A 22325-nucleotide genomic window follows, 5' to 3' on the forward strand; every position below is an offset into this window, starting at 1 on the left:
GCGGCCAGCGCAACCACCCGACGGGCCGCGCGCGGGCGCAAGGCCTCAGTCCAGTAGCTTGTCCAGCGTGATCGGCAAGTCCCGCACGCGCCGGCCGGTGGCGTGGTACACGGCATTGGCAATCGCCGCGGCCACGCCCACGATGCCGATTTCGCCGATGCCCTTGGTGCCCAGCGCGTTGATATGCGGATCGTCCTCGTCCACCACCGTGACCTCGATCGCGCCGACGTCGGCATTGACAGGGATGTGGTACTCGGCCAGGTTGGCGTTGGCGACGCGCCCGGTGGCCAGGTCCAGTTCGGTTTTCTCGTGCAGCGCCATGCCGATGCCCCAGACAATGCCGCCCATCAGCTGGCTGTGCGCGGTCTTGCGGTTCAGCAGCCGGCCGGCGCCGTAGCTGGCAACGACGCGGTGGACGCGGATCTCGCCCAGCTCCGGGTCGACCCGGACTTCAGCAAAGACGGCGCCGAAGGCGTGCATGGAATAAGTCTGGCGTTCCTTGCCCGGCTTGGTGCTGGCACGGGCTTCGACGGCACGGCCGCCGGCGCGGTGGATCGGCGCGGACATGGGTTCGCGCTGCGCCGGATCCGAACGGCGTTGCAGCCAGCCATCGACGATTTCCACATCTTCCAGCGGCGCGCCGGACAGCGGCGAGGCGGTATCGGCCACGGCCAGGCGGATCAGGCGCAGCCGTGCCGCTGCGGCGGCCTGCTGCACGGCGGGCGCGACGCTGGCCACCGACTGCGAGCCGCCCGAAACCGGTGCCCCGGGGAAGGCCGTGTCGCCCAGTTCGAAGCGCACGCGCGCCGGCGGCAGGCCCAGCGCATCGGCGGCGACCTGGGTCATGACCGTATACGTGCCCGTGCCCAGGTCCTGCGAGCCTGAGCGCACCAGGGCCGTGCCGTCGGCCAGCAGCCGCACCATCGCGCTGGCCGCGGAGCGGTAGGTCGGGTAGGTGGCGGTGGACATGCCCAGGCCCACCAGTTTGCCGTCGGCGCGCATCGAGCGTGGGGCGGGATCACGCTGTGCCCAGCCGAAGCGCTCGGCGGCGTCGCGATAGCATTCGCGCAGCGATTTGCTCGAGAAGGGCAGCTGCTTCTCCGGATCCGTATCGGCGTGGTTGCGCAGGCGCAGGGCGAGCGGATCGAGACCCAGCCGCTCGGCCAGTTCGTCGAGCGCGCATTCCAGCGCAAAGCTGCCGGTGGCTTCGCCCGGCGCGCGCATGAAGGTGGGCGTGCCGATGTTCAGTTCGACCAGCCGGTGGCGGGTCTGCACGTTGGGGCAGGCGTAGAGCCGGCGCGTGATCAGCGCGGCGGATTCCAGCCATTCTTCAACCGTGGAAGTGCACGTGATCACGTCATGGCGGAGGGCGCGCAGCGTGCCATCCTGCGCCGCGGCAGCCACCAAGTGCTGCTCGGTCAGTGGCCGTGCGCCGACCGGGCCAAACATCTGGGTCCGTTCCACCACCAGCCTGACCGGCCGGCCGGCCTGCCGCGCCGCCATCGCGGCCAGGACCACGTGCGACCACACCGAGCCCTTGCAGCCAAAGCCGCCGCCCACGTACGGGCAGATCACGCGCACCTTGTCGGGGGCCATGCCGAACGCGGCCGCGACGGCTTTGCGCACGCCGGTGACGTATTGCGTCGCGTCGTACAGGGTGAGCTGGTCGCCGTCCCAGGCGGCGAGCGTGGCGTGCGGCTCCATCGGGTTGTGGTTCTCCATCGGTGTGGTGTACACCGCGTCGATAACGGCTGCGGCGCCGCGCAGGCCGCCGTCGGCATCGCCGCGGTGGCTGTCGCCAGCGTCGTCAGGCTTGCGGGCCCGTGCCCGACCCTGCGCAAAATCCAGCACGGCATCGGCCGGCCGGTATTGCACGGGCAGGCAGCGGGCGGCGTCGCGGGCCTGCTCGAGCGTATCGGCCACTACCACGGCGATGGGCTGGTTGTTGTAGTGGACCGTGGTGTCCTGCAGCAGGCTCATGATGTGGCCTGCCGTGGGGACGTCCGCGGCGGCCTTGCCGCCCTTGGGCAGGTGCGGGGCGTTGAACGGCGTCAGCACCAGCCGCACGCCGGGCATGCGTTCGCACGCGGCAGCGTCGATGGCGACGATCTCGCCGCGCGCAATGGTGCTGGTCACCATCACCGCATGGACCAGCCCCGCCAGCGTGTGGTCGGCGGTGTAGCGGGCGCGGCCGGTGACCTTCGGAATGCCGTCGACGCGGTCGAGCGGGCTGCCGGTTACGCTCATGGCTGGGCTCCTTGCGGGCGGCTGGCCCCTTGCAGCGCAAGGGCGACGGCACGCTGCGCCAGGCCGATCTTGAACGCGTTGTGCGCGTACGGGTGCGCGCCGTCGAGCAGCAGCCGCGCTGCCTCGGCGGTGCTGTGCGCGCTCAGCGGGCGGCCCGCCAGGGCCCGTTCTGCCGCCGGCACGCGCCACGGCTTGTGCGCCACGCCGCCCAGCGCCAGCCGGGCGCTGCGCACCAGGTTGCCATCGAGGTCGAGTGCCGCGGCGACCGAGACCAGAGCAAAGGCAAAGCTGGAGCGGTCGCGCACCTTCAGGTAGTGCGCGTGGGCGGCGTAAGGCGAGGGCGGCAGGTCGACGGCGACGATCAGCTCGCCGGGCGCCAGCATGGTGTCGCATTGCGGGGTCTCGCCGGGCAGACGGTGGAAGTCGCCGATCGGGATGTGGCGCTCGCCGGTGGTGGCGCGCACCACGATCACGGCCTCGAGCGCGGCCAGTGCCACGCACATGTCGGACGGATGCACGGCAATGCAGTGTTCGCTCGCCCCCAGGATGGCGTGGATACGGTTGATCCCGTCGCGCGCGCCGCAGCCCGAGCCGGGCTTGCGCTTGTTGCAGGCCGGGAAGCCCAGGTCGTAGAAGTAATGGCAGCGGGTGCGCTGCAGCAGGTTGCCGCCCACCGTGGCCATATTGCGCAGTTGCCCGGAGGCGCCGGACAGCAGCGCCTGCGCCAGCAGCGGGTAGCGTTGGCGCACCAGCGCATGGTTGGCCGCATCGGTGTTGCTGACCATCGCGCCCAGGCGCAGGCCGCCATCGGGCAGCGCCGTGACCTGGGCCAGGGGCAGCCGGCTGACATCGACCAGCAGCCGTGGCGCTTCCACGCCGGCCTTGACCAGGTCCAGCAGGTTGGTGCCGCCAGCAACATAGTGCGCGCCCGGCTGGCTCCCCAGGCGCAAGGCCTCGTCAACCGAGCCGGGCCGTTCATAAGCGAAAGGATTCATGGCCCGCCTTAGCTGCCGTCGCCCTTGCCGCAGGCTGCGCGGATCGCGGCGACGATATTGGGGTACGCGCCGCAGCGACACAGATTGCCGCTCATGCGCTCGCGGATCTCGTCGTTGCCGAGGGGCAGTGGCGCCGGGTTCAGCGGCCGCACCGCGCTGGCATGGCCGGCCCGGGCCTCGGCCAGCATGGCCACCGCTGAGCAGATCTGGCCCGGGGTGCAGAAGCCGCACTGCAGCGCGTCGTGCGCGACGAAGGCCTGCTGCATCGGGTGCAGCGTGTCGCCGCTGGCCAGGCCTTCGATGGTGGTGATCTGGCGACCTTCCTGCATCACCGCAAGCGTCAGGCAGGCGTTGATGCGGCGCCCGTCGACCAGCACCGTGCACGCGCCGCACTGGCCGCGGTCGCAGCCTTTCTTGGCGCCGGTCAGCTGCAGGATTTCGCGCAGCGCGTCAAGCAGCGTGCAGCGCGCTTCCAATTGCAGCGTGCACGGCTCGCCGTTGACGTGGAGCGTCACCGCGCGGGCCGCTGCACCCGGCGGCGCAGTGGCGCTGCAATGGGCCGGAACGTTGTCTTCGGACATGGGCGAGCCTTCCTGTGGGAGTACCGGCACATCTTCAGGTGGTGCCTGGAATACCGAAAGGCTGCAAGTTCAGTGCCGGGGCCTCGCATGGGCCCTCCCCCCGCGCCCGGCACGAGCTGGCGGTGTGGCAAGCGCCAAAAACGCCACGCGGTGCTTGTAGAAATTACGCTGGCGCAAAAACAAGAACGGCGCCCGAAGGCGCCGTCAGATTGATTGAAACTCCGGCCCGCTGGTGCGGGGCCGTCAGCCCTTCAGCACGCTGCCGATGGCCGTGGCTACGATGCCGACATTGCGCTCGTTCAGCCCCGCCACGCACATGCGGCCCGAGCGCAGCAGGTACACGCCATGCTGCTCGCGCAGGCGCTCGGCCTGGTCGGCGGTGAGGCCGGTGTAGGTGAACATGCCGCGCTGGGTCAGGTAGCGCGACAGCGCCTCGCCACTGACATGGTCGCGCAAGTTGTGGTGGATGGCCTCGCGCATGCGCGCGATGCGGCCGCACATCTGGGCCAGTTCCTGTTCCCACAGCTGGCGCAGCTCGGGCGTGGTCAGCACCTTGGCCACCACGCGCGCGCCGTGCGTGGGCGGGTTGCTGTAGTTGGCGCGTACCGCGCCGGTCAGCTGGCCCAGCACGTTCGACGCTTCGGCCGCGGTGTTGCAGAACACGCTCAGGCCGCCGCAGCGCTCACCATAGAGCGAGAAGTTCTTCGAGAACGAGTTGGCCACCAGGCAGGGCACGTCTTGCGCCACCAGTTCGCGGATGGCGAAGGCATCGTCTTCCAGGCCGGCGCCGAAGCCCTGGTAGGCCATGTCGACGAACGGCAGCAGCTGGTTGGCCTTGAGCAGCGCGATCAGCTGGCGCCACTGGTCCTGGTTCAGGTCCACGCCGGTCGGGTTATGGCAGCAGGCGTGCAGCAGCACGATGCTGCCGGCCGGGATGGCGCGCAGCGCGTCCAGCATGGCGTCGAACTTCAGGCCGCCGGTGGCCTCGTCATAGTACGGGTAGGTATTGACGGTGAAGCCGGCGCGCTCGAACACCACGCGGTGGTTTTCCCAGCTGGGGTCGCTGATCCAGACCTGCGCCTGCGGGTAGTAGCGCTTGAGGAAATCGGCGCCCACGCGCAGCGCGCCCGAGCCGCCCAGCGTCTGCAGCGTGGCGATGCGACCGGCGGCGCGCGCCGGTGAATCTTCGCCGAACACCAGCGCCTGCACCGCGTTGCGGTAGGCCGCCAGGCCCGACATCGGCAGGTAAGGGCGCGGGCCCATGTCGGCCAGCAGCGCGGCCTCGGCCTGCGCCACGGCCTGCATCACCGGCAGGCGGCCATCGTCATCAAAGTAGATGCCGATGCTCAGGTTGACCTTGTCGGTACGCGGGTCGCGCTGGAAGTCCTCGTTGAGCGAGAGGATCGGATCGCCGGGAAAGGCCTCGATGTGTGCAAACATGGGATGCGATGGAGTGGGGTCGGGGGCAGCTGCCGCGGCGCAGGGCGCCGCGCAGCCTCGATTCTAACCGGCGGCGCCCGCAGCCTGCAGGCGCCGCCGGGCCGGGTCAGCGCAGCGGCTGCGCGGCCGCGCCGGCTTGCAGCGCGGCGCCGGCCTTCTTCTGGCGCACCAGGTAGCTTACGCCGAGCACCAGCAGCCACACCGGGATCAGGTACACCGAGATGCGCAGCCCTTCGGTCAGGTACATCACCACCAGGATGCCGGCCAGGAACACCAGGCACAGGTAGTTGGTGAGCGGATAGCCCCAGCTCTGGAACGCCGTGGCCTCGCCGGCCTTGCGCTTGTCGGCGCGGAACTTCAGGTGGATCAGGCTGATCATGGCCCAGTTGATGATCAGCGCCGACACCACCAGCCCCATCAGCAGCTCGAAGGCCTTGCCCGGCATGAAGTAGTTGATCACCACGCAGGCCGCGGTGGCCACGGCCGAGAACGCCAGCGCCGTCAGCGGGATGCCACGCTGGTTGACCTTGAGCAGCGCCTTGGGCGCGTTGCCCTGCTTGGCCAGGCCGTACAGCATGCGGCTGTTGCAGTACACGCCGCTGTTGTAGACCGACAGCGCCGCGGTCAGCACCACCACGTTCAGCACGTTGGCGACCCAGTTGCTGTTCAGCGCATGGAAGATCAGCACGAACGGGCTGCCGCCGGTGACGACGTTCTCCCACGGGTACAGCGACAGCAGCACCGCCAGCGCGCCCACGTAGAAGATCAGGATGCGGTAGATCACCTGGTTGGTGGCCTTGGGGATGGTCTTCCCGGGCGCGTCCGCTTCCGCGGCGGTAATGCCCACCAGCTCCAGGCCGCCGAACGAGAACATGATCACCGCCATGGCCATCACCAGGCCGCCCATGCCGTTGGGGAAGAAGCCGCCGTGCTGCCACAGGTTGGTCACGCTGGCCTGTGGTCCGGCGTTGCCGGAGACCAGCAGGTAGCCGCCGAAACCGATCATGCCGACGATCGCCGCGACCTTGATGATGGAGAACCAGAATTCCATCTCGCCGAAGGACTTTACGCTCGCCAGGTTGATCGCATTGATGATGACGAAGAACGCCAGCGCGGAAACCCAGGTGGGGATTTCCGGCCACCAGTACTGCACGTAGATGCCGACCGCCGAGAGCTCGGCCATGCTCACCAGGATGTACAGCACCCAGTAGTTCCACCCCGACAGGAAGCCGGCGAAGTGGCCGCAGTATTTGTCGGCAAAGTAGCTGAACGAGCCGGCGACGGGCTCGTCCACCACCATCTCGCCCAACTGGCGCATGATGAAGAACGCCACGATGCCGGCGATCGCGTAACCCAGCAGGACCGAAGGGCCCGCCATCTTGATGGTCTGGGCGATGCCCAGGAAAAGTCCGGTGCCGATGGCGCCGCCGAGGGCAATCAGCTGGATGTGCCGGTTCTTCAGGCCACGCTTGAGCGTGCCGTCATTGTTGCTGGAATGCATGCAGTGTTTCCTCTACCCATTCTCATGGAATGCGGGCCCGCGTCTCTGGCTGTGGTCTGAGTCGGACGCTTGGGCCTGGGGGTCGTCACCGCCCGCGCGGCAGGGTCACTGCCGCGCCGGGGTGTGCGCGTTTCCGGGGCCGGCGCGCCGTCAAGGGCGGCCGGTCAGGAAAGGCCGATGCCGGTCAGGCCTCGACCTTGAGCGTGCCGCGTTCGATCTGGTCGCGTTCCAGCGACTCGAACAGTGCCTTGAAGTTGCCTTCGCCGAAGCCTTCGTCGCCCTGGCGCTGGATAAACTCGAAGAACACCGGGCCGAGCGCGGTCTTGGAGAAGATTTGCAGCAGCAGGCGGGGCTTGCCGCCTTCGGTGGTGCCGTCCAGCAGGATGCCGCGCGACTTCAGTTGCTCGACCGGCTGGCCGTGGCCGGGGAGGCGGGTGTCGAGCGCCTCGTAGTAGTAGTCGTTCGGCGCGGTCATCAGCGGCACACCGGCCAGCTGCAGGCGGTCGATGACTTCGATCAGGTTGTCGGTCAGGAAGGCGATGTGCTGGATGCCCTCGCCGTTGAAGGCCATCAGGAACTCTTCGATCTGGCCGGCGCCCTTGGACGATTCCTCGTTCAGCGGAATGCGGATTTTACCATCCGGCGCGGTCATGGCCTTGGAGGCCAGGCCGGTGTACTCGCCCTGGATGTCGAAGTAGCGGATTTCGCGGAAATTGAACAGCTTTTCGTAGAAATTGGCCCAATACGCCATGCGGCCACGATAGACGTTGTGGGTCAGGTGGTCGATCAGCTTGAGGCCGTGGCCGACCGGATGGCGGTCGACGCCCTCGATGAACTCGAAGTCGATGTCATAGATCGACTTGCCTTCCTCGAAGCGGTCGATCAGGTACAGCGGCGCGCCGCCGATGCCCTTGATCGCGGGCAGGCGCAGTTCCATCGGGCCGGTCGGGATCTCGACCGGCTGCGCGCCCAGCGCCAGCGCGCGGGCATAGGCCTTATGCGAGTCCTTGACGCGGAAAGCCATGCCGCAGGCGCTGGGGCCGTGCTCGGCGGCAAAGTAGGCGGCGTGGCTGTGCGGCTCGCGGTTGACGATGAAGTTCACTTCGCCCTGGCGGTACAGCACCACGTCCTTGGAACGGTGCTTTGCCACCAGCGTGAAGCCCATCTGCTCGAACAGCGGCTCGAGCACATTGGGGGTGGGCGAGGCGAATTCCACGAATTCGAAGCCCATCAGCTGCATCGGATTGTCAAACAGGTCGGCCATGGCTTTCTCGGTAAGAACGTAGGGGCGGGAAATAATATTGTGGCTTCAGCACTTGCTTGCGCAGTCGCGCCGGGGCCAGCCGGCTCGGCACCAGAACCATGACAGCATGGGCTTTCGGTGCGCTGGCTTGGGATGCAGTGTATATTCGGCACGGCAAAATTGGATTTCGTAAAACAGGCAGGGAAACCCTAGATTATGAAATCTGATTTCTTGAAACGCCAAAATAAGGAAACCGAAGTGCAATCAATCGAGCTGGACCGCACCGATCGCCGCTTGCTCGGGGTGCTGCAGGAAAACGGGCGGGCATCCAACCTGGAACTGGCCGAGGCCATCGCCCTGTCGCCGGCGCAGACCTTGCGGCGCCACCGCCGGCTGGAGGAAGCCGGGCTGGTCAAGCGCTATGAGGCGCGCCTGGACGCCGCGGCGCTGGGCTTCGGCGTGGTCGCCTTTATCCATGTGACGATGGAGCGCGGGCATATCCGCGACCTGTCCAACTTCAAGCGCCTGGTGGCGGAACTTGCGCAGATCCAGGAGTGCTTCTCGGTGACCGGCGATATCGATTACGTGCTGAAGGTGGTTGCCCGGGACCTGAAATCGCTGTCCGACTTCCTGCTGGATACGCTGATGCGCATCCCCGGTGTCAGCGGCGTGAAGTCCAGTGTGTGCCTCGACGAGATCAAGTGCACCAGCGCGGTGCCGATGGAGCCCTGAAGCGGCCGGTCAGTCCTCGGGCAGGTCAATGCGGTCGCACTGCACGTTCATCGCGCGGCAGACCGCGCACCACGAGGCCCGCGCGCCGGGGCCGGCCTGGCACCGGGAAGTGTCCCCCCTGACTTTGCCGGTCGACGCGGCGATGTCCTGACGGCGCGCCTCGGGTTCCGGAGTCGATGCCGTGGCGGGCCTGCCGCTGCAGGCCTGCGACACAGCGGCATCCAGTGCCTGCAGGCCCACCGGCTTAACCACCACGGCGTTCATGCCCGCCGCCAGGGCCACGGCGTGGTCGCTGGCAACGGCACTGGCGGTGCAGCCGACAATAGGCACGCTGCGGTGGGCATCATCGCGGGCCCGCACCGCGCGCGTGAAGGCGAGGCCGTCCAGGACCGGCATGGCGCAGTCGCAGACGATCAGGTCGAAGCTGGCACGGTCCAGCGTGGCCAGTGCTTCGCGGCCGTCGCATGCCGTGCTCACGCGGTGGCCCAGGTGTTCAAGCTGGCGCTGCAGCAGCAGGCGGTTGGGCGCGTGGTCATCGATTACCAGGATGCTGGCCTCGCGCCGTGCGCAACCTGTCATCGGCAACGGTGGCACCGGATCGGCCGGCGCCGCCGCGTTGGCGACGGCCAGCGGCAGCGATACCACCACGCGCGTGCCCCGGCCCGGCTGGCTGGTCAGCGTGATGCGCCCACCCATGGCGCCGGCCAGGCGCCGGCAGATGGCGAGGCCCAGCCCGGTGCCGCCCACGTGGACGCGATGGCGGTCATGGACTTGCTCGAACGGCTCGAACAAGCGGGCCTGGGACTCGGCGGGAATGCCGACGCCGGTGTCGGTGACGCTCAGCATGACCTGTTGTACGCCGTCGCAGGGCGGCTGCGCATCCAGCCGCACATGCACCGTGCCGCGGTCGGTAAAGCGCACCGCATTTGACACCAGGTTGGCCAGGATTTGCCGGAACCGCAGCGGATCGACCTGGTGCATCGGCGCCAGTGCCGCACCGGTCCCGCTGGTCAAGGGCAAGGCTTTTTGCGCGGCCACCGCTCGGAAAATCAGCAAGGTGTCCTCGACCAGCCCGGGAAGCGACGCCGGTGCCTGGTGGATGCTGAACTTGCCCGCCTCGAGCTTGGACAGGTCCAGGATGTCGTCAATCAGTGCCAGCAAGCCCAGCGCCGACTTGTGCGCGGTAACCAGTTGCAGCCGCTGGTCGTCAGGCAGCTGGCCGCTTGCCAGGGTCAACTCGAGCATGCCGGTGATGGCGTTCATCGGCGTGCGGATCTCGTGGCTCACCGAGGCGAGAAACGTGGACTTGGCGTGGTTGGCAGCCTCGGCCGCGGTCTTGGCCTGGGCCAGTTCGGCCAGCATCTCGTGGCGCTCGGTCAAGTCCACGCAGCCGCCGGCCAGGCCCTTGATGGTGCCGTCGGCGCCACGCAGTGGCGTAAGCCAGTTCAGCACATGACGGGTGCCATCGCCCAGGCGCAGGCACCGGTCCTTGAGCAGGGGTTGGCCGGATTCGAGGACGGTGAGGTAGTCGCGCGCGAGTTCCGCCATGTCGACCGCAAGCGGATGCGCCAGCAAGGCGGCTTCCAGCGGTTGCCCGCGCAGCGTGTCGCGCGAGGCGCCCAACAGTTCTTCATAACTGCGGTTGCAGGCGATGAGCCGCAGCGCGGCGTCGCGCAAGTAGACCGGCTGGGGAATGCCGTCGAGCAGCGCCGACTGGATGGCGACGTTGTCTTGCAGCGCAAGCTCGGCGGCCCGGCGCCGGCGCACCTCGCGGTACAGCGCCGCGATCCAGAGCAGCAGGCACGGCGTGACCACGCACAACAGCGCAGTGGACCAGTCCGGCAGCCACTGGCGCGGCGGCGCCATCGACGGCGCGGAGATGGCTCCGGTGGTGTCGGAGGCTGGCACGGCGGCCGCCGGCAGCTCGGCGGCGCCGCACAGCGACAGGCCGGCAAACAACGCCGCGGCACAGGCGAGGCGGCGCCCCCGTGTCACCCAACGGCGCGCGCGCGCGGCGGGTGGCAGGAGAACGCCAACGGCACGTAGCAGGCGCGTGGCAGTGCGGGGTGAGGCGGCGAAGGAAGGCGGGCGGAACGGCAAGCGGGTGGGCAAGGTCAGTGATGTGCCTTCACTCTAGGAGGGCGGGCCGGCCTTCTCATTAGGACGAATCTGAAATTGATAGGGAAATTTCGAAATCACAGGCGCCGCGCCGCCCGTGGCGTCCCATATCGAACACAATCTGGGCCGCGCTTTGCCGGGCTCCGCAAGCATGACCGCAGCGCCCATTTTCCGGCACGCCGGCCGGGCATCACATGGACGGAGGCAGCGCAGCGAAACGCCCGACGTTTCGGAAGAAACCACCGGGGCCTCGGAAATTTCGGGTTTCGAATGGCGCAAATGCTGAGCACAATGATGTGCCTGGTCGCGCCGAAAACGCGATGTTTGCAATGGAGTACAAGCTTGACCACCATCCTGATCGTCGATGACCACCCGCCCGTGCGCGCCGTACTGAAGACGCATTTTTCCCAGGTGCTGGGCGTGACCCACGTGCTCGAGGCCGACAACGGCCAGGCAGCCATCGAGATCGTGCGGCAATACCTGCCCGACGTGGTTATCCTGGATCTCGACATCCCGAAGATCAACGGGCTGGACGTGATTCCGCGCCTCAAGGCCAGTCATCCCGCGGTGCGCATCCTGGTCATCTCGGGCCAGGACCAGAACGCGTTTGCGCCTCGTGCGCGCCAGGCCGGTGCGCATGGCTTTGTCAGCAAGACGCAGGAACTGGCCGAAATCGTGCGTTGCACCGAGTCCGTCCTGGCGGGCTATACGGTCATGCCCGAGATCGACCACGGCAAGTCCGGGCTGGCTGACGAAGCCGAGCGCCTCGCCACGCTGTCGGACAAGGAACTGGTGGTCATGCAGATGCTTGCCAAGGGCATGTCGAACAAGGAAATCGGTGAGGTCCTGTTTATTTCCAACAAGACGGTAAGCACACACAAGACCCGGGTCATGGAAAAGCTGGGCGCAAGGTCGATCGTCGATCTCATTGATTTTGCGCGACGCCACCATATTGCGGTGGGATAGCGTGGACGCCGCCCAAGCGCAGTCCCGCCCCCGCGCGCTGTTGCTGGCGCCCCCCGGCAAGTCGGACTGGGTCGCGGATGCGGGCCGGATCCTGCGCGGTCTCGGCTTTGCGGTACAGACAGGCTTGCAGGCGCCCGTGGCCGGCATCGACGCCGATTGCGACCTGCTCATTGCGGATGCTGCTGCCGCGATGCCTTTCTCCACGAGGCAGGCATGGTGCGCCCGCGGCGCGGTCTGCGCCGTGGTGCTGCCGGCCGGCGCAGCGCCGACGGTGACCGGCGCAAGCGCCGCGGTGGCCAGGCTGCGCCCGCCGTTGACCGAAGCGGCGCTGCTGGCCATGCTGGCCAGCCAGCACTACGTGGCGCTGTCCGCGCGCGAGGCCGCGGGCATTGCCCCGGCCATTGCCAGGCAGACCTTTGGCAATCCGGTGTTTGCCGACGAACTATTGCAGGCCCTGGTGACCTCGACCCGGGACGACCTCGCGCAACTGCGCGCGGCGGGGGCCGACCTGGATACGGTGCGGGGTGTCGCCCACCGGCTCAAGGCTTCCGCGCACTATGTCGCTTGCCATGGGCTGCGGATGATGGCGCAACGGCTGGAGCATGCCGCCCGCGATGGCGATGCGGCCATGGCCGCTGCGCTGGCGACGATCGTGGCGTCGACGGTGGCACGGCTGCTCAGCCTGCTGACCCGCCTGGCTGCGGCAGAATAGCGCGGCCAAACCCCCAACAAAATAGCGGAGCGGGAATATACCGAATTGGCGCCAGCGCGGCGCTTGATTATCCTGTGTAAATAAGGCGGGCATTATATTTGCCGAGAATAAATCGTGCCGATTGATTTTATTCGGGACTGATTGAATGGCGCATGCGGGCGGCTGCCTGGTTTCAGCGGCAGCCGGATTTCCGGGGAAGGAGGGCGGTAATGGCCCAGGTCATGGCATCGATGCCGGAATCGGCGTTCTATTTCCACCTGGCTGCGGTGGCCCTGTTGCTGCTGGGGCTGGCCGCGTTCCGCGCGGTGGCCTATGTCGTGGCGTCGCCGCACGGGCGCAAGGCGCGTGCGCGGCAGATGATGCTGGTCAGCACCGGGCGGGTGCTGGCGGTGGGCGGCATCTGGACCGCGATCGTCTACGGGCACGGCGCCAGCGAGCGGGCCGGCGCGCACAATTGCCGCCGGCTGCCCGCGGTGGATGCCGCGGCCCGTTATGCCGCCGAATACTGCTACCTGGGCGGCGAGCGCATCTTGCTGCGGATCTACGGCGCGGAACGCAACCAGGTGCTGGCCCATCGCACCTTCACCAGTGCCGGGCCGGTGCGGCTCACCTGGGATGGGCAGGCCGTGGTGTTCGACTTGGCTGCGCCGGGGCGCAAGGGGCGGCTGGCGTTGCCGCCTGGCCTGCATGACCGGCTGCTGGCGCGCCTGCCTTGAGCGCGTGGGCTAGCGCGGCTGGGCCTGCATGCGGGCCAGCACTGCGTCCAGGCCGTCGGGCCGCGGCAGTTGCGCGATCAGCCAGCGCACGGCCTCGGACAGCTGCTGCGCGTCGTAGTCCGGCGCGAAGCTGTGCAAGGTGGCGCCATGCAGGAAGCAACGCAGCGCCAGCCATTCCGGCTGGGGCGGCGCGTCGGGCGGCTGCCCGAACAGCGCCTGTGGCACCGCCGCCAGCGGCGCGTGCACGGCGCGGGCGAGGCGAATGTCGCCGCGTGTTGCCATCCACACCTCCAGGATCGCAAGCGAGGCATGCCGCTGCGGCCGGTTGGCCAGCACATGCAGCATCAGGTGCAGGCGCAGTGACGGGCTCAGCGGCCCGAGCGCGGCCAGGCGGGCCGCTTCGCGCTCCAGCAGGAAGTGCAGCATCGCCGGCAGCAGGTCGTAGCGCCCTTCCGGAAAGTGGTGGCGCAGCGAGCCGCGGCTGGTGCCCGCAAGCTCGCACACGCGCGCTTCGGAAAAGGCTGCGTAGCCTTGCTCGATGAGCAGGGTCGCGGCGGCGTCGATCAGGGACTGGCGGGTACTGGCGCTGCGTTCGGCTTGGCTGGGCATGGGCCGGATTGTAGCAATGGCGCGGGGGGCGGGCTCGCCGTCCCGGGGGACGGCGGCGCCTAGATCCGGGCCAACGGCTGTGTCCCTGTGGTGGATTGGCGGCCGTGAGCCAGCCGCGTCAGTGGGGCGCTGCCGCCGGCATGTCGGTACTGCAGTTCGGCGCCGTTTCGTCGTGCGAATGCGGGGTGAGGGCACTGGGTATGCGCGGGCTGTCCAGGCCCTTGCCGCGCAGCCACTCAGCCGTGGTGGCGGCGGCGCGGTCCATCAGCTCGCCGCAGCGGGAGTAGTCGTAGGGGGAGATATCGAGCGGGCATAGCGGTGGCACCACGCTGATCTGAGCCTGGTTGGCGAAGTGCTGCAGGTCATGCACCAACTGGCGCGCCACCAGTAGCGAGAGCGCGTTGAAGGCGTGCTCCAGCGCGCCGCGCGGTGGGCGGCGCTCGGCGCAGGTAAAGCCCGCCGGCAGTACGACCACGCGCGTGGCGCCCAGGCCGACCGCGGTGGACACCGGCGTGTTGTTGGCCACGCCGCCGTCGATCAGGGTGCGGCCCGCGACCTGCACCGGCGGGAACACGCCGGGGATGGCGGCGCTGGCCAGCACCGCCTCGACGATGCTGCCGCTGGACAACACCACCTCGTCGCCGCTCTGCATGTCGGTGGCCACCACGTGCAGTGGCAGTTCCGCCGCCTCCAGGCGGCGCGGCCCAAAATGGCGCGCCAGCAGGTTGCGCAATCCGGTCGCTTCCACCAGGTGGCCGCGGCTGCCGCCGAACATGTTCCAGACACTGCGCCAGCCCCACGGCATGATGTCGGTGCGCCGGATGCCGCGCCACAGCGCGTCGAGGCGCTGCGCGCCGGCCACGCCCGGATTGCAGGCAAAGTAGGCGCCGTTGATGGCGCCGGCCGAGGCGCCGATCACGATATCGGGCATCACGCCCCACGCCGCCAGCTCGCGCAGCATGCCGACCTGGATCGCGCCCAGGCTGCCGCCGCCGGCAAATACGAAGGCTGTCTTGTCCATGGCTGCGCCGGTCTCCGGGTCTTGCTTGTCCTGAGCAAAAGCATAGGCGACGCCCGCGCCATCCGGCAGTGCCCGCCTGGCACCGCCGGCGGTGCCTGCTTCGATCAATTGCGCAATTAACCGCCATAAATCCACCCCATCTTTCGGCTTGAGCCAGCAAAGGTGGGGCAGGAGGCGGTCTTGCAGGGTCTAGCCGAGAAACTCGTCCGCGGAGATGCCAAGCTGCGCGGCCATGTGTTCGACCAGGCCTTGCAGCCGTGCCACCTTCTCGGCCAGGACCTGCTGTTCGGCACGCAGCTGTTCCAGTTCTGCCGGCGCCGCGATATCGCCATCGGAAATGCGCCCGCTGTCTTCGGCGGCCGCCGCGGCGCTGGCTTCGCCGCTCAGCAGATGCATCCAGCGGTTTTCGCGCGCGCCGGGCGCCCGTGGCAACCTGACCACGCGAGGCGGCGTCTGGCTGGCCAGTTCGTCCAGGAATGCCTCGACCGATGAGATGTCGGCAAAGTTGTGCAGGCGCGCGGTATTCAGGCGCAGTTCGGCCGCCGTCTGCGGGCCGCGCAGCAGCAGCATCGCCAGCAGGGCGACGGACTGGCTGGGCACACCCAGCGCACGCTGCATATTGTGCTCGAAGCGCGGCACGCGGCTGCTGCTGCCTTCAAAGACCAGGCTCAGGCTCTTGAGGCCGTCGATGGCCTCCAGGATCTCGGCCTCGCTGATGTTCATCACCGGTGCGCGGGCGGTCTTCTGGTTGCAGCCGGAAGCCAACGCGTTCAGCGACAGGGGATAGGTATCGGGTACGGTGTGCTGCTTTTCAACCAGCACGCCAAGCACGCGGCCTTCTACTGGCGAGAGCGGGCGCTGCAGCGGGCGCGCGGGACGGTCGGCGGACGGGGTCGAATCGGATTCAGGGGTAGATGGCATCAAGGCTTGGGTCTTCTGACGGGTGGCGGCGGTGACAGCGCTTTGCCGGACCGCCGAGGCGACCATTCAATCCCAAGCGGGCGCAATGCGCAACTGTCGGCGCGGGCGGCCTCGCATTCCGCGTTGCGCCGTCTACTATCGATAGGCCGCGCCGCGGCAGCCGGGATCGCAGCGCTCCGGCGTTCACTGATGCAATCGGGGAGGCAGCATGGCGAACTTGCAGGCGGATGCCGTGGCAGCCGAAGTAGAGCCGGGTCCGGAAGCCGGCGGCGGGCTGGAGGCACCGTACTCCACGCTGGAATCGCGCTGGCACCAGATGTTTCCGCAGCTGAACGCCGACGACATGGCGCGCGTGCGGCGCTTCGGCACGCCGCAGAGCTGGCGCGCGGGCGAGAAGCTGTTTGCCATCGGCGAGGCCGGGCGCGGCATGTATCTGGTCACCAGCGGCCGCGTGCGGGTGATGCGGCGCGACGGCCTCGGGCGCGAACACCAGATCACCGAGCAGGGCCCAGGGCACTTCCTGGCCGAGGTCGGGACCCTGGCAGGCCGGCCCGCGCTGGTCGACGGCGTCGCCGTCACCGAGACTCATGGCTACGTGATCGTGCCGGACCGGCTGCGCGCGCTGCTGGTGGCCGAAGCCGAATTGGGCGAGCGCATCATGCGCGCGCTGATCCTGCGCCGCGTCGGGCTGATCGAGTTCGGCAGCGGCCCGGTGCTGGTGGGCCATGGCACCGAGCCGCAACTGCTGGCGCTGCAGGCCTTCCTGCGGCGCAACGGCTATCCGCATACCGTCATCGATATCGACGCGGACCGCGACTGCTCCTTGCTGCTCGACTACGCCAACGCGCCCGCCAGCGACTTTCCGCTGGTGATCTGCGCCGACGGCCGCGTGCTGCGCGCCCCGGACGAAGGGCAGCTGGCGTCGTGCCTTGGCCTGCTGCCGGAATTCGATCCGGACCATGTCTATGATGTGGTGGTGGTCGGCGCCGGGCCGGCGGGATTGGCCACGGCGGTGTATGCCGCTTCCGAAGGCCTGTCGGTGGCGGTGATCGACTGCCGCTCGCCGGGCGGGCAGGCGGGCGCGAGCGCGCGGATCGAGAACTACCTGGGCTTTCCGACCGGCATCTCGGGGCAGGCGCTGGCCGGGCGCGCGTTCGTGCAGGCGCTCAAGTTCGGCGCGCACATCGCCATCCCGCTGGAGGTCAAGGCGCTGCACTGCGGCGCCGACCCGATCCGGCTGGAACTGGCCGATGGCCGCATGGTCCCGACGCACACCGTTGTCATCGCAACCGGCGCGCAGTACCGCCGCCCCCGCATAGATGCGCTCGAGCATTTCGAAGGCCGCGGCGTTTACTACTGGGCCTCGCCGGTGGAAGCCAAGCTGTGCAAGAACGAGCCGGCGATGCTGGTGGGCGGCGGCAATTCGGCCGGGCAGGCGGCAGTCTTCCTGGCTTCGCATGCGGCGCACGTGCATATGCTGGTGCGCGGCCCGGGCCTGGCCGCCACCATGTCGCGCTACCTGATCGACCGCATTGCCGCGCTGCCGAATATCACGCTGCATACCCATGTACAGATCAGCGCACTGGAGGGGGACGGATGGCTCAGCGCGGTCCACTACGATTGCCGCGCCGAACGGCCGGTGCCGGTCACGATGGCCGTGCGGCACCTGTTCCTGTTCATCGGCGCCGATCCCAATGCGGCGTGGCTGCACAGCTGCCGGGTCGAGGCCGATGACAAGGGCTTCGTGCGTACCGGCGGCGGCGCGCTGGGCTGCGCGTCGGCGGTGCCCTATCCGCTGCAGACCAGCGTGCCGGGCGTGTTCGCCATCGGCGACGTGCGGGCGGGATCGACCAAGCGCGTCGCCGCCGCGGTCGGCGAAGGCGCGGCGGTGGTCGCGCAAATCCATGATTATCTGGCACGCATCCCGGCGGCTGCTTCCCGCTAAACAGCCGCGGGCGAGCCCTGCGCCTCGCGCTCCAGCAGCTCGCGCTTGCGCGCCACGCCCCAGCGGTAGCCCGACAAGTCGCCGTCGCTGCGTACCACGCGATGGCACGGAATCGCCACGGCGAGGTGGTTGGCCGCGCAGGCCTGCGCCACCGCGCGCACCGCCCGCGGCGCGCCGATGCGGGCCGCAATTTCGGCGTAGCTGGCGGTGCTGCCGGCGGGGATCTGCTGCAGCGCTTGCCATACGCGCTGCTGGAACGCGGTGCCACGCACGTCCAGCGGCAGCGCCAGGCCGATCGAAGGCGCTTCGATAAAGCCCACCACCTGCGCCACCAACTGCTCGAACTGTGCATCGGCGCCGATCAGGTTGGCGCGCGGGAACTGGTCCTGCAACGCCTGCAGCAGCGCTTGCGGGTCGTCGCCCAGCAGGATCGCGCAGACGCCGCGCTCGCTTTGCGCCACCAGGATCGCGCCCAGCGAGCACTGGCCGAGAGCAAAGCGGATATCGGTGTCGACGCCACCCGCGCGGTAGCGCGACGCGGTCATGCCAAGCACGGCGTCCGCGGTTTCATAGAAGCGGCTGTTGGAGCCGAAGCCGGCGTCGTAGATCGCCTCGGTCACCGAGTCGCTGGTGCCGAGTTGCTCGCGCAGCTTGCTGGCGCGATGCGCGGCGGCGTAGGCGCGCGGCGTCAGTCCGGTGGCCGCCTTGAAGAGGCGGTGGAAGTGATACGGGCTGAGGCCCGCCGCGCTGGCCAGTTCCGGCAGCGTGGGCACGGCGTCGGCAGCCTCGATGCGGCGGCAGGCCTCGGCCACGATGGCCGCGTGTCGTGCCGCCAGTGCGGGCGTGGCCGCGCGGCGGCTGGGCCGGTAGCCGGCGGCTTCGGCCGCGGCGGCGTTGTCGAAGAACTCGACATTGGCCGGATGCGGCAGGCGCGACGGGCTGCTCGGCAGGCAATACACGCCGGTAGTCCTGACCGCATAGACGAAGTCGCGGTCGGCGCCCGGGTCGCGCGCCAGCACGCGCGCCCAGCGCGGGTCCTGTTCGACGGGGCTGGCTTCGGCAAGCTGCGCGGGACGGGGGATGGATCGGGTCATGGCAGGCCTCACGTAGCGTCGTGGAAGATGATGCCGAGCGTATAGCGCTGTCCGGCATGCAGCCGGCTGACGCCATGCCGCAGGTTGACGCGAAAGCTGCCGCGGCTGCCTGGCACCGGCCGCTGGCTGACCGCGAACACCACGGCATCGCCCTGGCGCAGCGTTACCACCTCGGCCCGCGACTGCATGCGCGGGCGCTGCTCGGTCAGCACGAACTCGCCGCCGGTGAAGTCGCGGCCGGGCTCCGAGAGCAGGATCGCGACCTGCAGCGGGAACACATGCTCGCCGTACAGGTCCTGGTGCAGGCAGTTGTAGTCGCCCGGGCCGTAGCGCAGCAGCAAGGGCGTCGGCCGCGACTGGCCGGCGTCGTGGCAGCGCGCAATGAAGTCCCCGTGCGCGGCAGGGTAACGGACGTCGACGCCCATGGCGGCATTCCAGCGGTTGGCTACCGGCACAAGGTGCGGATAGAGCGCCGTGCGCAGTCCGGCGACCAGGCCGGGCAGGGGATAGCGGAAGTACTTGTATTCGCCCTGGCCGAAGCCGTGCCGGCGCATCTCGATGCGCGCGCGGTACAGCGCGTCGTCGTCATAGCCCGCCGCCAGCGCATCGCATTCGCCGGCCGACAGCACGCCAGGGACGGCGGCGCAGCCGTAGCCATCGAGAGCGCGTGCGACGGCGGACCAGTCGGTGCCGTCGACGCGGGTGGCAATAGCTTGCTCGATGCTCACTGCAGATCTCCTGTTTCGCTTGCATGGTGCCAACTTTAGACGGCTGGCGTGGCTCACACACTCCGTGTCTTGCTTTTGAATTCTGCCCGCTATCGTGGCTTGACAAGACAGATCTGTCTACCAATAATGAGACAACTCTGTATCATTTGCCGCAAGCTTGTTTCGCCACCCTTCGACTTCCAGCTTTCCCCGTAAAAGGAGCACGTATGTCCGCAGCCACTGAAACCCGTCCGCCGCTGCCCCCGTTCACGCGCGACACCGCCATCGCCAAAGTCCGCGCCGCCGAGGACGGCTGGAACAGCCGCGATCCGGAGCGGGTGGCGCTGGCCTATACCGTCGACAGCGCGTGGCGCAACCGCGCCGAGTTCGTCAACGGCCGCGCCGATATCGTCGCGTTCCTGCAGCGCAAATGGCAGAAGGAACTGGACTACCGCCTGATCAAGGAGCTATGGGTACACGAGGAGAACCGCATCGCGGTGCGCTTTGCCTATGAATGGCACGACGATTCCGGCCACTGGTACCGGTCGTACGGCAACGAGAACTGGGAGTTCGATAAGGCGGGACTGATGCGCAAGCGCTTTGCCTGCATCAACGACGCGCCGATCCAGCCGGCGGAGCGCAAGTTCCACTGGCCGCTGGGCCCCCGGCCGGACGGGCATCCGGGCTTGAGCGAGCTGGGGTTGTGACGCTGGGGGAGAGGGGGCGAGTATCGACGAAGCATGGCGTGTCGGTCGGCCCGCGCCTGCCCTCTCCCGCGGCCCCTCTCCTGCGCTCGGGAGAGGAGGGCAAACAAGCGTAGCCTGGGCGCTTCGCCTACTGCATCTTGTCCAGGTTCCCGATCCGCACCAGCATCTCGGTGAACATCTGCATATCGAGGTTGAGGTCGGCCACTTCCTTGTACTCGCGTGCGTTGTGCGCGGTGTACTTCTTGCCCGGCATGGCCGGCCCGAAGTTGATGGCGTTGGGCATCAGCTTGGCAGTGGTGCTGCCGGCGGTGGACACCGGCTTGGCTTCCAGCCCGGTGGTATCGCCAAAGATGTTCAGCAGCGTCGATAGCCACGCTCCCTTCGGATCGCGCGCCATCCAGTTGCCCTGGTCGTACTTGATCTCGACCGGCCCATGGGTGGCGGCCCAGCCGAAAATGCGCTTGGTGATCTTGCCGCCAAGTTCGTCCGGCGTGCGCCCGCGCGGCATGCGCACGTTGGTGACCACATCGACGTATTCACCACGCTCGCGCACCAGCGTGGGCGACATCGTCAGCGGGCCCATGAACGGATCGCGGTAGGCCACATCCATGCGATTGCCGAGGTAGTCCAGGCCGTACAGATCGTTCAGGTAGCGGACTGCGTTCAGGTAGTGGTTTTCGGCAAAGCGCACGCCGCTGGCCTGCAGGAACAGCGCCAGCCGCGGCAGCGGATTCACGCCTTCTTCCGGCCGCGAGCCGTGCGCCGAGGCGCCGGTCACCTTGACTTCGACATCGTTGCCGGCACGCTTGATGTCGATCGAGAACTTGCCGCGCGGCGTGTAGCGGCGCAGGAATTCCGCGCGCGCCTGCTCCAGCGCGGCAGCCACAGCCGCGGCATCGCCGCCGGCGATGCGCGCGGTGGCGGTCTCGGGGATGGCGTTGGCCGAGGCCGCGCCGCGCATCCCGACAATGGCCGGGCCCTTGCTGTCGGCCTGGGCGGGGGCGCGCTTGTCGTCGGCGGCCTTGATGCCGAACGAGACGGTCAGCGTGCCCGCGCCTTTCTCTGCCACCACCGCCGGATACTTGCTGTCGAGCACCACGTTGTACTCGGGCAGCGTGGTGTGCTGGCGATAGTACTTCATGCCGTCGCCGCCGGTTTCCTCGGTGGTCTCGATCATCAGCCGGATGCTGCGCTCGAGCGGCACGCCGCTTTCCTTGACGGTCTTCATGGCGTACATCACGGCGGCGATCGAGCCTTTGTCGTCGATGGTGCCGCGCCCGTACAGCAGGTCGCCCACGCGCGTCATGCGGAACGGGTCGAGCCGGGTGCCATCGTCCAGCACCCATTCGTCCGCCACGGCCGGCACCACGTCGGCATGGGTCAGGATGCCGAAGGTGTCCTTGCCGCCGCCGGGCAGCGTCACTTCGAACACCCGGTTGTCGACATTGCGATAGGCCAGCCCGAACTCGCGCGCCAGGCCTTCGATCATCTTGCCGAACTCGACGATGGCGGGGTTCTCGTGCTGGGCGATCTTTTCGTCGCGCACGGTGCGCAGCGCCACCATCTTGCCGAGCACATCGATGGCGGCGGCCTCGTTGCGCAGCCGGTTGTAAACCCCGAGCAGCCGGGCGACATTGACCAGGTTGTCGCCTGACAGCGGCGCTTTCGACTGCCACGCCGCCACCGCGGGCGCGACCATGGGCTCGGCCTTGGCCGCCGCCGCCATGAAGGCCGGCAGGTCAGACTGGGCCGCCTTGGCCGCGGCCGGGCTATGGCCGGCCAGGGCTTCAAGCGCCGGCTTCTTCAGCGTCTCGGCCTGCGCGGGAAGGGCCAGCGCGAGCGATAGCGCAAGCAGTGATGCCCACCGATGGCAGTACGGCAGGCGGCAAGGTCGGGTCATTGCGGACAAAAGGGAAGTCAGGGAGATGCCGCATGATAGGGCACTAACCGGGGTCTTCCCGAAAAAATATGCTTTTCCGTCCTCGCGGAGGGCCGCATGCGGGCCGAAGGCAGCGTCTATGCCCGGCTCATAGCTTTACGCAATCATCGTGGTTAAAACGATGAATTGTA

The 22325-nt window shown here is 68.3% G+C and carries 19 protein-coding genes; 6 read left to right on the forward strand and 13 right to left on the reverse strand.

Features of this window, described 5'->3' with window-relative positions:
• Positions 1 to 45 precede the first annotated feature (45 nt).
• The 6 genes from E5S69_RS01540 to hppD all read right to left on the reverse strand — a co-directional run bounded on the left by E5S69_RS01540 (position 46) and on the right by hppD (position 8028).
• Positions 46 to 2247, reverse strand: coding sequence for a xanthine dehydrogenase family protein molybdopterin-binding subunit (locus E5S69_RS01540; RefSeq protein ID WP_171513255.1), 2202 nt, complete (start codon positions 2245 to 2247; stop codon positions 46 to 48).
• Positions 2244 to 3242: an FAD binding domain-containing protein gene (locus tag E5S69_RS01545; protein WP_171513256.1), complete on the reverse strand. Its 999-nt coding sequence runs from the start codon at positions 3240 to 3242 to the stop codon at positions 2244 to 2246. Before E5S69_RS01545 ends, E5S69_RS01540 begins: the two co-directional genes overlap by 4 nt.
• An 8-nt stretch (positions 3243 to 3250) precedes the next feature.
• Positions 3251 to 3823: a 2Fe-2S iron-sulfur cluster-binding protein gene (locus E5S69_RS01550; protein WP_171513257.1), complete on the reverse strand. Its 573-nt coding sequence runs from the start codon at positions 3821 to 3823 to the stop codon at positions 3251 to 3253.
• Between the two features lie 243 nt (positions 3824 to 4066).
• Entirely contained in the window at positions 4067 to 5263 is a 1197-nt protein-coding gene (locus E5S69_RS01555) for an amino acid aminotransferase (protein WP_171513258.1), read from the reverse strand.
• A 106-nt stretch (positions 5264 to 5369) separates the two neighbouring features.
• Complete coding sequence (locus tag E5S69_RS01560) at positions 5370 to 6764, reverse strand: amino acid permease (protein ID WP_171513259.1); 1395 nt, start codon at positions 6762 to 6764, stop codon at positions 5370 to 5372.
• 184 nt (positions 6765 to 6948) lie between these two features.
• Positions 6949 to 8028 carry a 4-hydroxyphenylpyruvate dioxygenase gene (gene hppD, locus E5S69_RS01565; RefSeq protein WP_171513260.1) on the reverse strand — a complete coding sequence of 360 codons (1080 nt, stop codon included), beginning with the start codon at positions 8026 to 8028 and terminating at the stop codon, positions 6949 to 6951.
• 237 nt (positions 8029 to 8265) lie between these two features.
• On the opposite strand from hppD, the gene E5S69_RS01570 reads away from it, so the two are divergent.
• Positions 8266 to 8739: an Lrp/AsnC family transcriptional regulator gene (locus E5S69_RS01570; protein ID WP_025581629.1), complete on the forward strand. Its 474-nt coding sequence runs from the start codon at positions 8266 to 8268 to the stop codon at positions 8737 to 8739.
• Between the two features lie 9 nt (positions 8740 to 8748).
• Here E5S69_RS01570 and E5S69_RS01575 read toward each other — a convergent pair whose 3' ends face one another.
• A complete protein-coding gene (locus E5S69_RS01575; RefSeq protein ID WP_336510562.1) occupies positions 8749 to 10734 on the reverse strand; it encodes a PAS domain-containing sensor histidine kinase in 1986 nt (661 codons plus the stop codon).
• Positions 10735 to 11199: 465 nt separating this feature from the next.
• Here E5S69_RS01575 and E5S69_RS01580 point away from each other — a divergent pair, with 465 nt between their 5' ends.
• The 3 genes from E5S69_RS01580 to E5S69_RS01590 all read left to right on the forward strand — a co-directional run bounded on the left by E5S69_RS01580 (position 11200) and on the right by E5S69_RS01590 (position 13251).
• Positions 11200 to 11823: a response regulator transcription factor gene (locus E5S69_RS01580; RefSeq protein ID WP_171513261.1), complete on the forward strand. Its 624-nt coding sequence runs from the start codon at positions 11200 to 11202 to the stop codon at positions 11821 to 11823.
• A 1-nt stretch (position 11824) separates the two neighbouring features.
• Complete coding sequence (locus tag E5S69_RS01585; protein ID WP_336510563.1) at positions 11825 to 12535, forward strand: Hpt domain-containing protein; 711 nt, start codon at positions 11825 to 11827, stop codon at positions 12533 to 12535.
• A 209-nt stretch (positions 12536 to 12744) separates the two neighbouring features.
• Entirely contained in the window at positions 12745 to 13251 is a 507-nt protein-coding gene (locus E5S69_RS01590) for a hypothetical protein (protein ID WP_171513262.1), read from the forward strand.
• Positions 13252 to 13260: 9 nt separating this feature from the next.
• On the opposite strand, the gene E5S69_RS01595 is transcribed toward E5S69_RS01590, so the two are convergent.
• The 3 genes from E5S69_RS01595 to E5S69_RS01605 form a co-directional block, all read right to left on the reverse strand.
• Positions 13261 to 13860, reverse strand: a complete 600-nt coding sequence (locus E5S69_RS01595) for a TetR/AcrR family transcriptional regulator (RefSeq protein ID WP_171513263.1) — start codon at positions 13858 to 13860, stop codon at positions 13261 to 13263.
• Between the two features lie 118 nt (positions 13861 to 13978).
• A complete protein-coding gene (locus E5S69_RS01600) occupies positions 13979 to 14881 on the reverse strand; it encodes a patatin-like phospholipase family protein (protein WP_171513264.1) in 903 nt (300 codons plus the stop codon).
• 189 nt (positions 14882 to 15070) lie between these two features.
• Positions 15071 to 15802, reverse strand: a complete 732-nt coding sequence (locus E5S69_RS01605) for a YceH family protein (protein ID WP_171513265.1) — start codon at positions 15800 to 15802, stop codon at positions 15071 to 15073.
• Between the two features lie 208 nt (positions 15803 to 16010).
• Between E5S69_RS01605 and E5S69_RS01610 the strand changes: the two genes are divergently transcribed.
• On the forward strand, positions 16011 to 17747 hold the full coding sequence (locus tag E5S69_RS01610; RefSeq protein ID WP_171513266.1) for an FAD-dependent oxidoreductase: 1737 nt from the start codon (positions 16011 to 16013) through the stop codon (positions 17745 to 17747).
• Here E5S69_RS01610 and ada read toward each other — a convergent pair.
• Positions 17744 to 18841: a bifunctional DNA-binding transcriptional regulator/O6-methylguanine-DNA methyltransferase Ada gene (gene ada / locus E5S69_RS01615; RefSeq protein ID WP_171513267.1), complete on the reverse strand. Its 1098-nt coding sequence runs from the start codon at positions 18839 to 18841 to the stop codon at positions 17744 to 17746. The two genes, E5S69_RS01610 and ada, sit on opposite strands and share 4 nt — an antisense overlap.
• A gap of 8 nt (positions 18842 to 18849) precedes the next feature.
• Positions 18850 to 19563: a 2OG-Fe(II) oxygenase gene (locus E5S69_RS01620; RefSeq protein WP_336510566.1), complete on the reverse strand. Its 714-nt coding sequence runs from the start codon at positions 19561 to 19563 to the stop codon at positions 18850 to 18852.
• Between the two features lie 212 nt (positions 19564 to 19775).
• Between E5S69_RS01620 and E5S69_RS01625 the strand changes: the two genes are divergently transcribed.
• On the forward strand, positions 19776 to 20255 hold the full coding sequence (locus E5S69_RS01625) for a DUF1348 family protein (protein ID WP_171513268.1): 480 nt from the start codon (positions 19776 to 19778) through the stop codon (positions 20253 to 20255).
• Positions 20256 to 20382: 127 nt separating this feature from the next.
• Here E5S69_RS01625 and E5S69_RS01630 read toward each other — a convergent pair whose 3' ends face one another.
• Positions 20383 to 22155, reverse strand: coding sequence for a dipeptidase (locus E5S69_RS01630; RefSeq protein WP_171513269.1), 1773 nt, complete (start codon positions 22153 to 22155; stop codon positions 20383 to 20385).
• Positions 22156 to 22325: the final 170 nt, after the last annotated feature.

Origin of the sequence: Cupriavidus necator (assembly GCF_013141915.1) — a bacterium.
Taxonomy (GTDB): Bacteria; Pseudomonadota; Gammaproteobacteria; order Burkholderiales; family Burkholderiaceae; genus Cupriavidus; species Cupriavidus necator_B.

Bases quoted from the DNA above. Each gene is read 5' to 3' on its own strand.
- E5S69_RS01540 (WP_171513255.1), bottom strand. From the start codon at position 2,247: ATGAGCGTAACCGGCAGCCCGCTCGACCGCGTCGACGGCATTCCGAAG.
- E5S69_RS01545 (WP_171513256.1), bottom strand. From the start codon at position 3,242: ATGAATCCTTTCGCTTATGAACGGCCCGGCTCGGTTGACGAGGCCTTG.
- E5S69_RS01550 (WP_171513257.1), bottom strand. From the start codon at position 3,823: ATGTCCGAAGACAACGTTCCGGCCCATTGCAGCGCCACTGCGCCGCCG.
- E5S69_RS01555 (WP_171513258.1), bottom strand. From the start codon at position 5,263: ATGTTTGCACACATCGAGGCCTTTCCCGGCGATCCGATCCTCTCGCTC.
- E5S69_RS01560 (WP_171513259.1), bottom strand. From the start codon at position 6,764: ATGCATTCCAGCAACAATGACGGCACGCTCAAGCGTGGCCTGAAGAAC.
- hppD (WP_171513260.1), bottom strand. From the start codon at position 8,028: ATGGCCGACCTGTTTGACAATCCGATGCAGCTGATGGGCTTCGAATTC.
- E5S69_RS01590 (WP_171513262.1), top strand. From the start codon at position 12,745: ATGGCCCAGGTCATGGCATCGATGCCGGAATCGGCGTTCTATTTCCAC.
- E5S69_RS01595 (WP_171513263.1), bottom strand. From the start codon at position 13,860: ATGCCCAGCCAAGCCGAACGCAGCGCCAGTACCCGCCAGTCCCTGATC.
- E5S69_RS01600 (WP_171513264.1), bottom strand. From the start codon at position 14,881: ATGGACAAGACAGCCTTCGTATTTGCCGGCGGCGGCAGCCTGGGCGCG.
- E5S69_RS01605 (WP_171513265.1), bottom strand. From the start codon at position 15,802: ATGCCATCTACCCCTGAATCCGATTCGACCCCGTCCGCCGACCGTCCC.
- E5S69_RS01610 (WP_171513266.1), top strand. From the start codon at position 16,011: ATGGCGAACTTGCAGGCGGATGCCGTGGCAGCCGAAGTAGAGCCGGGT.
- ada (WP_171513267.1), bottom strand. From the start codon at position 18,841: ATGACCCGATCCATCCCCCGTCCCGCGCAGCTTGCCGAAGCCAGCCCC.
- E5S69_RS01625 (WP_171513268.1), top strand. From the start codon at position 19,776: ATGTCCGCAGCCACTGAAACCCGTCCGCCGCTGCCCCCGTTCACGCGC.
- E5S69_RS01630 (WP_171513269.1), bottom strand. From the start codon at position 22,155: ATGACCCGACCTTGCCGCCTGCCGTACTGCCATCGGTGGGCATCACTG.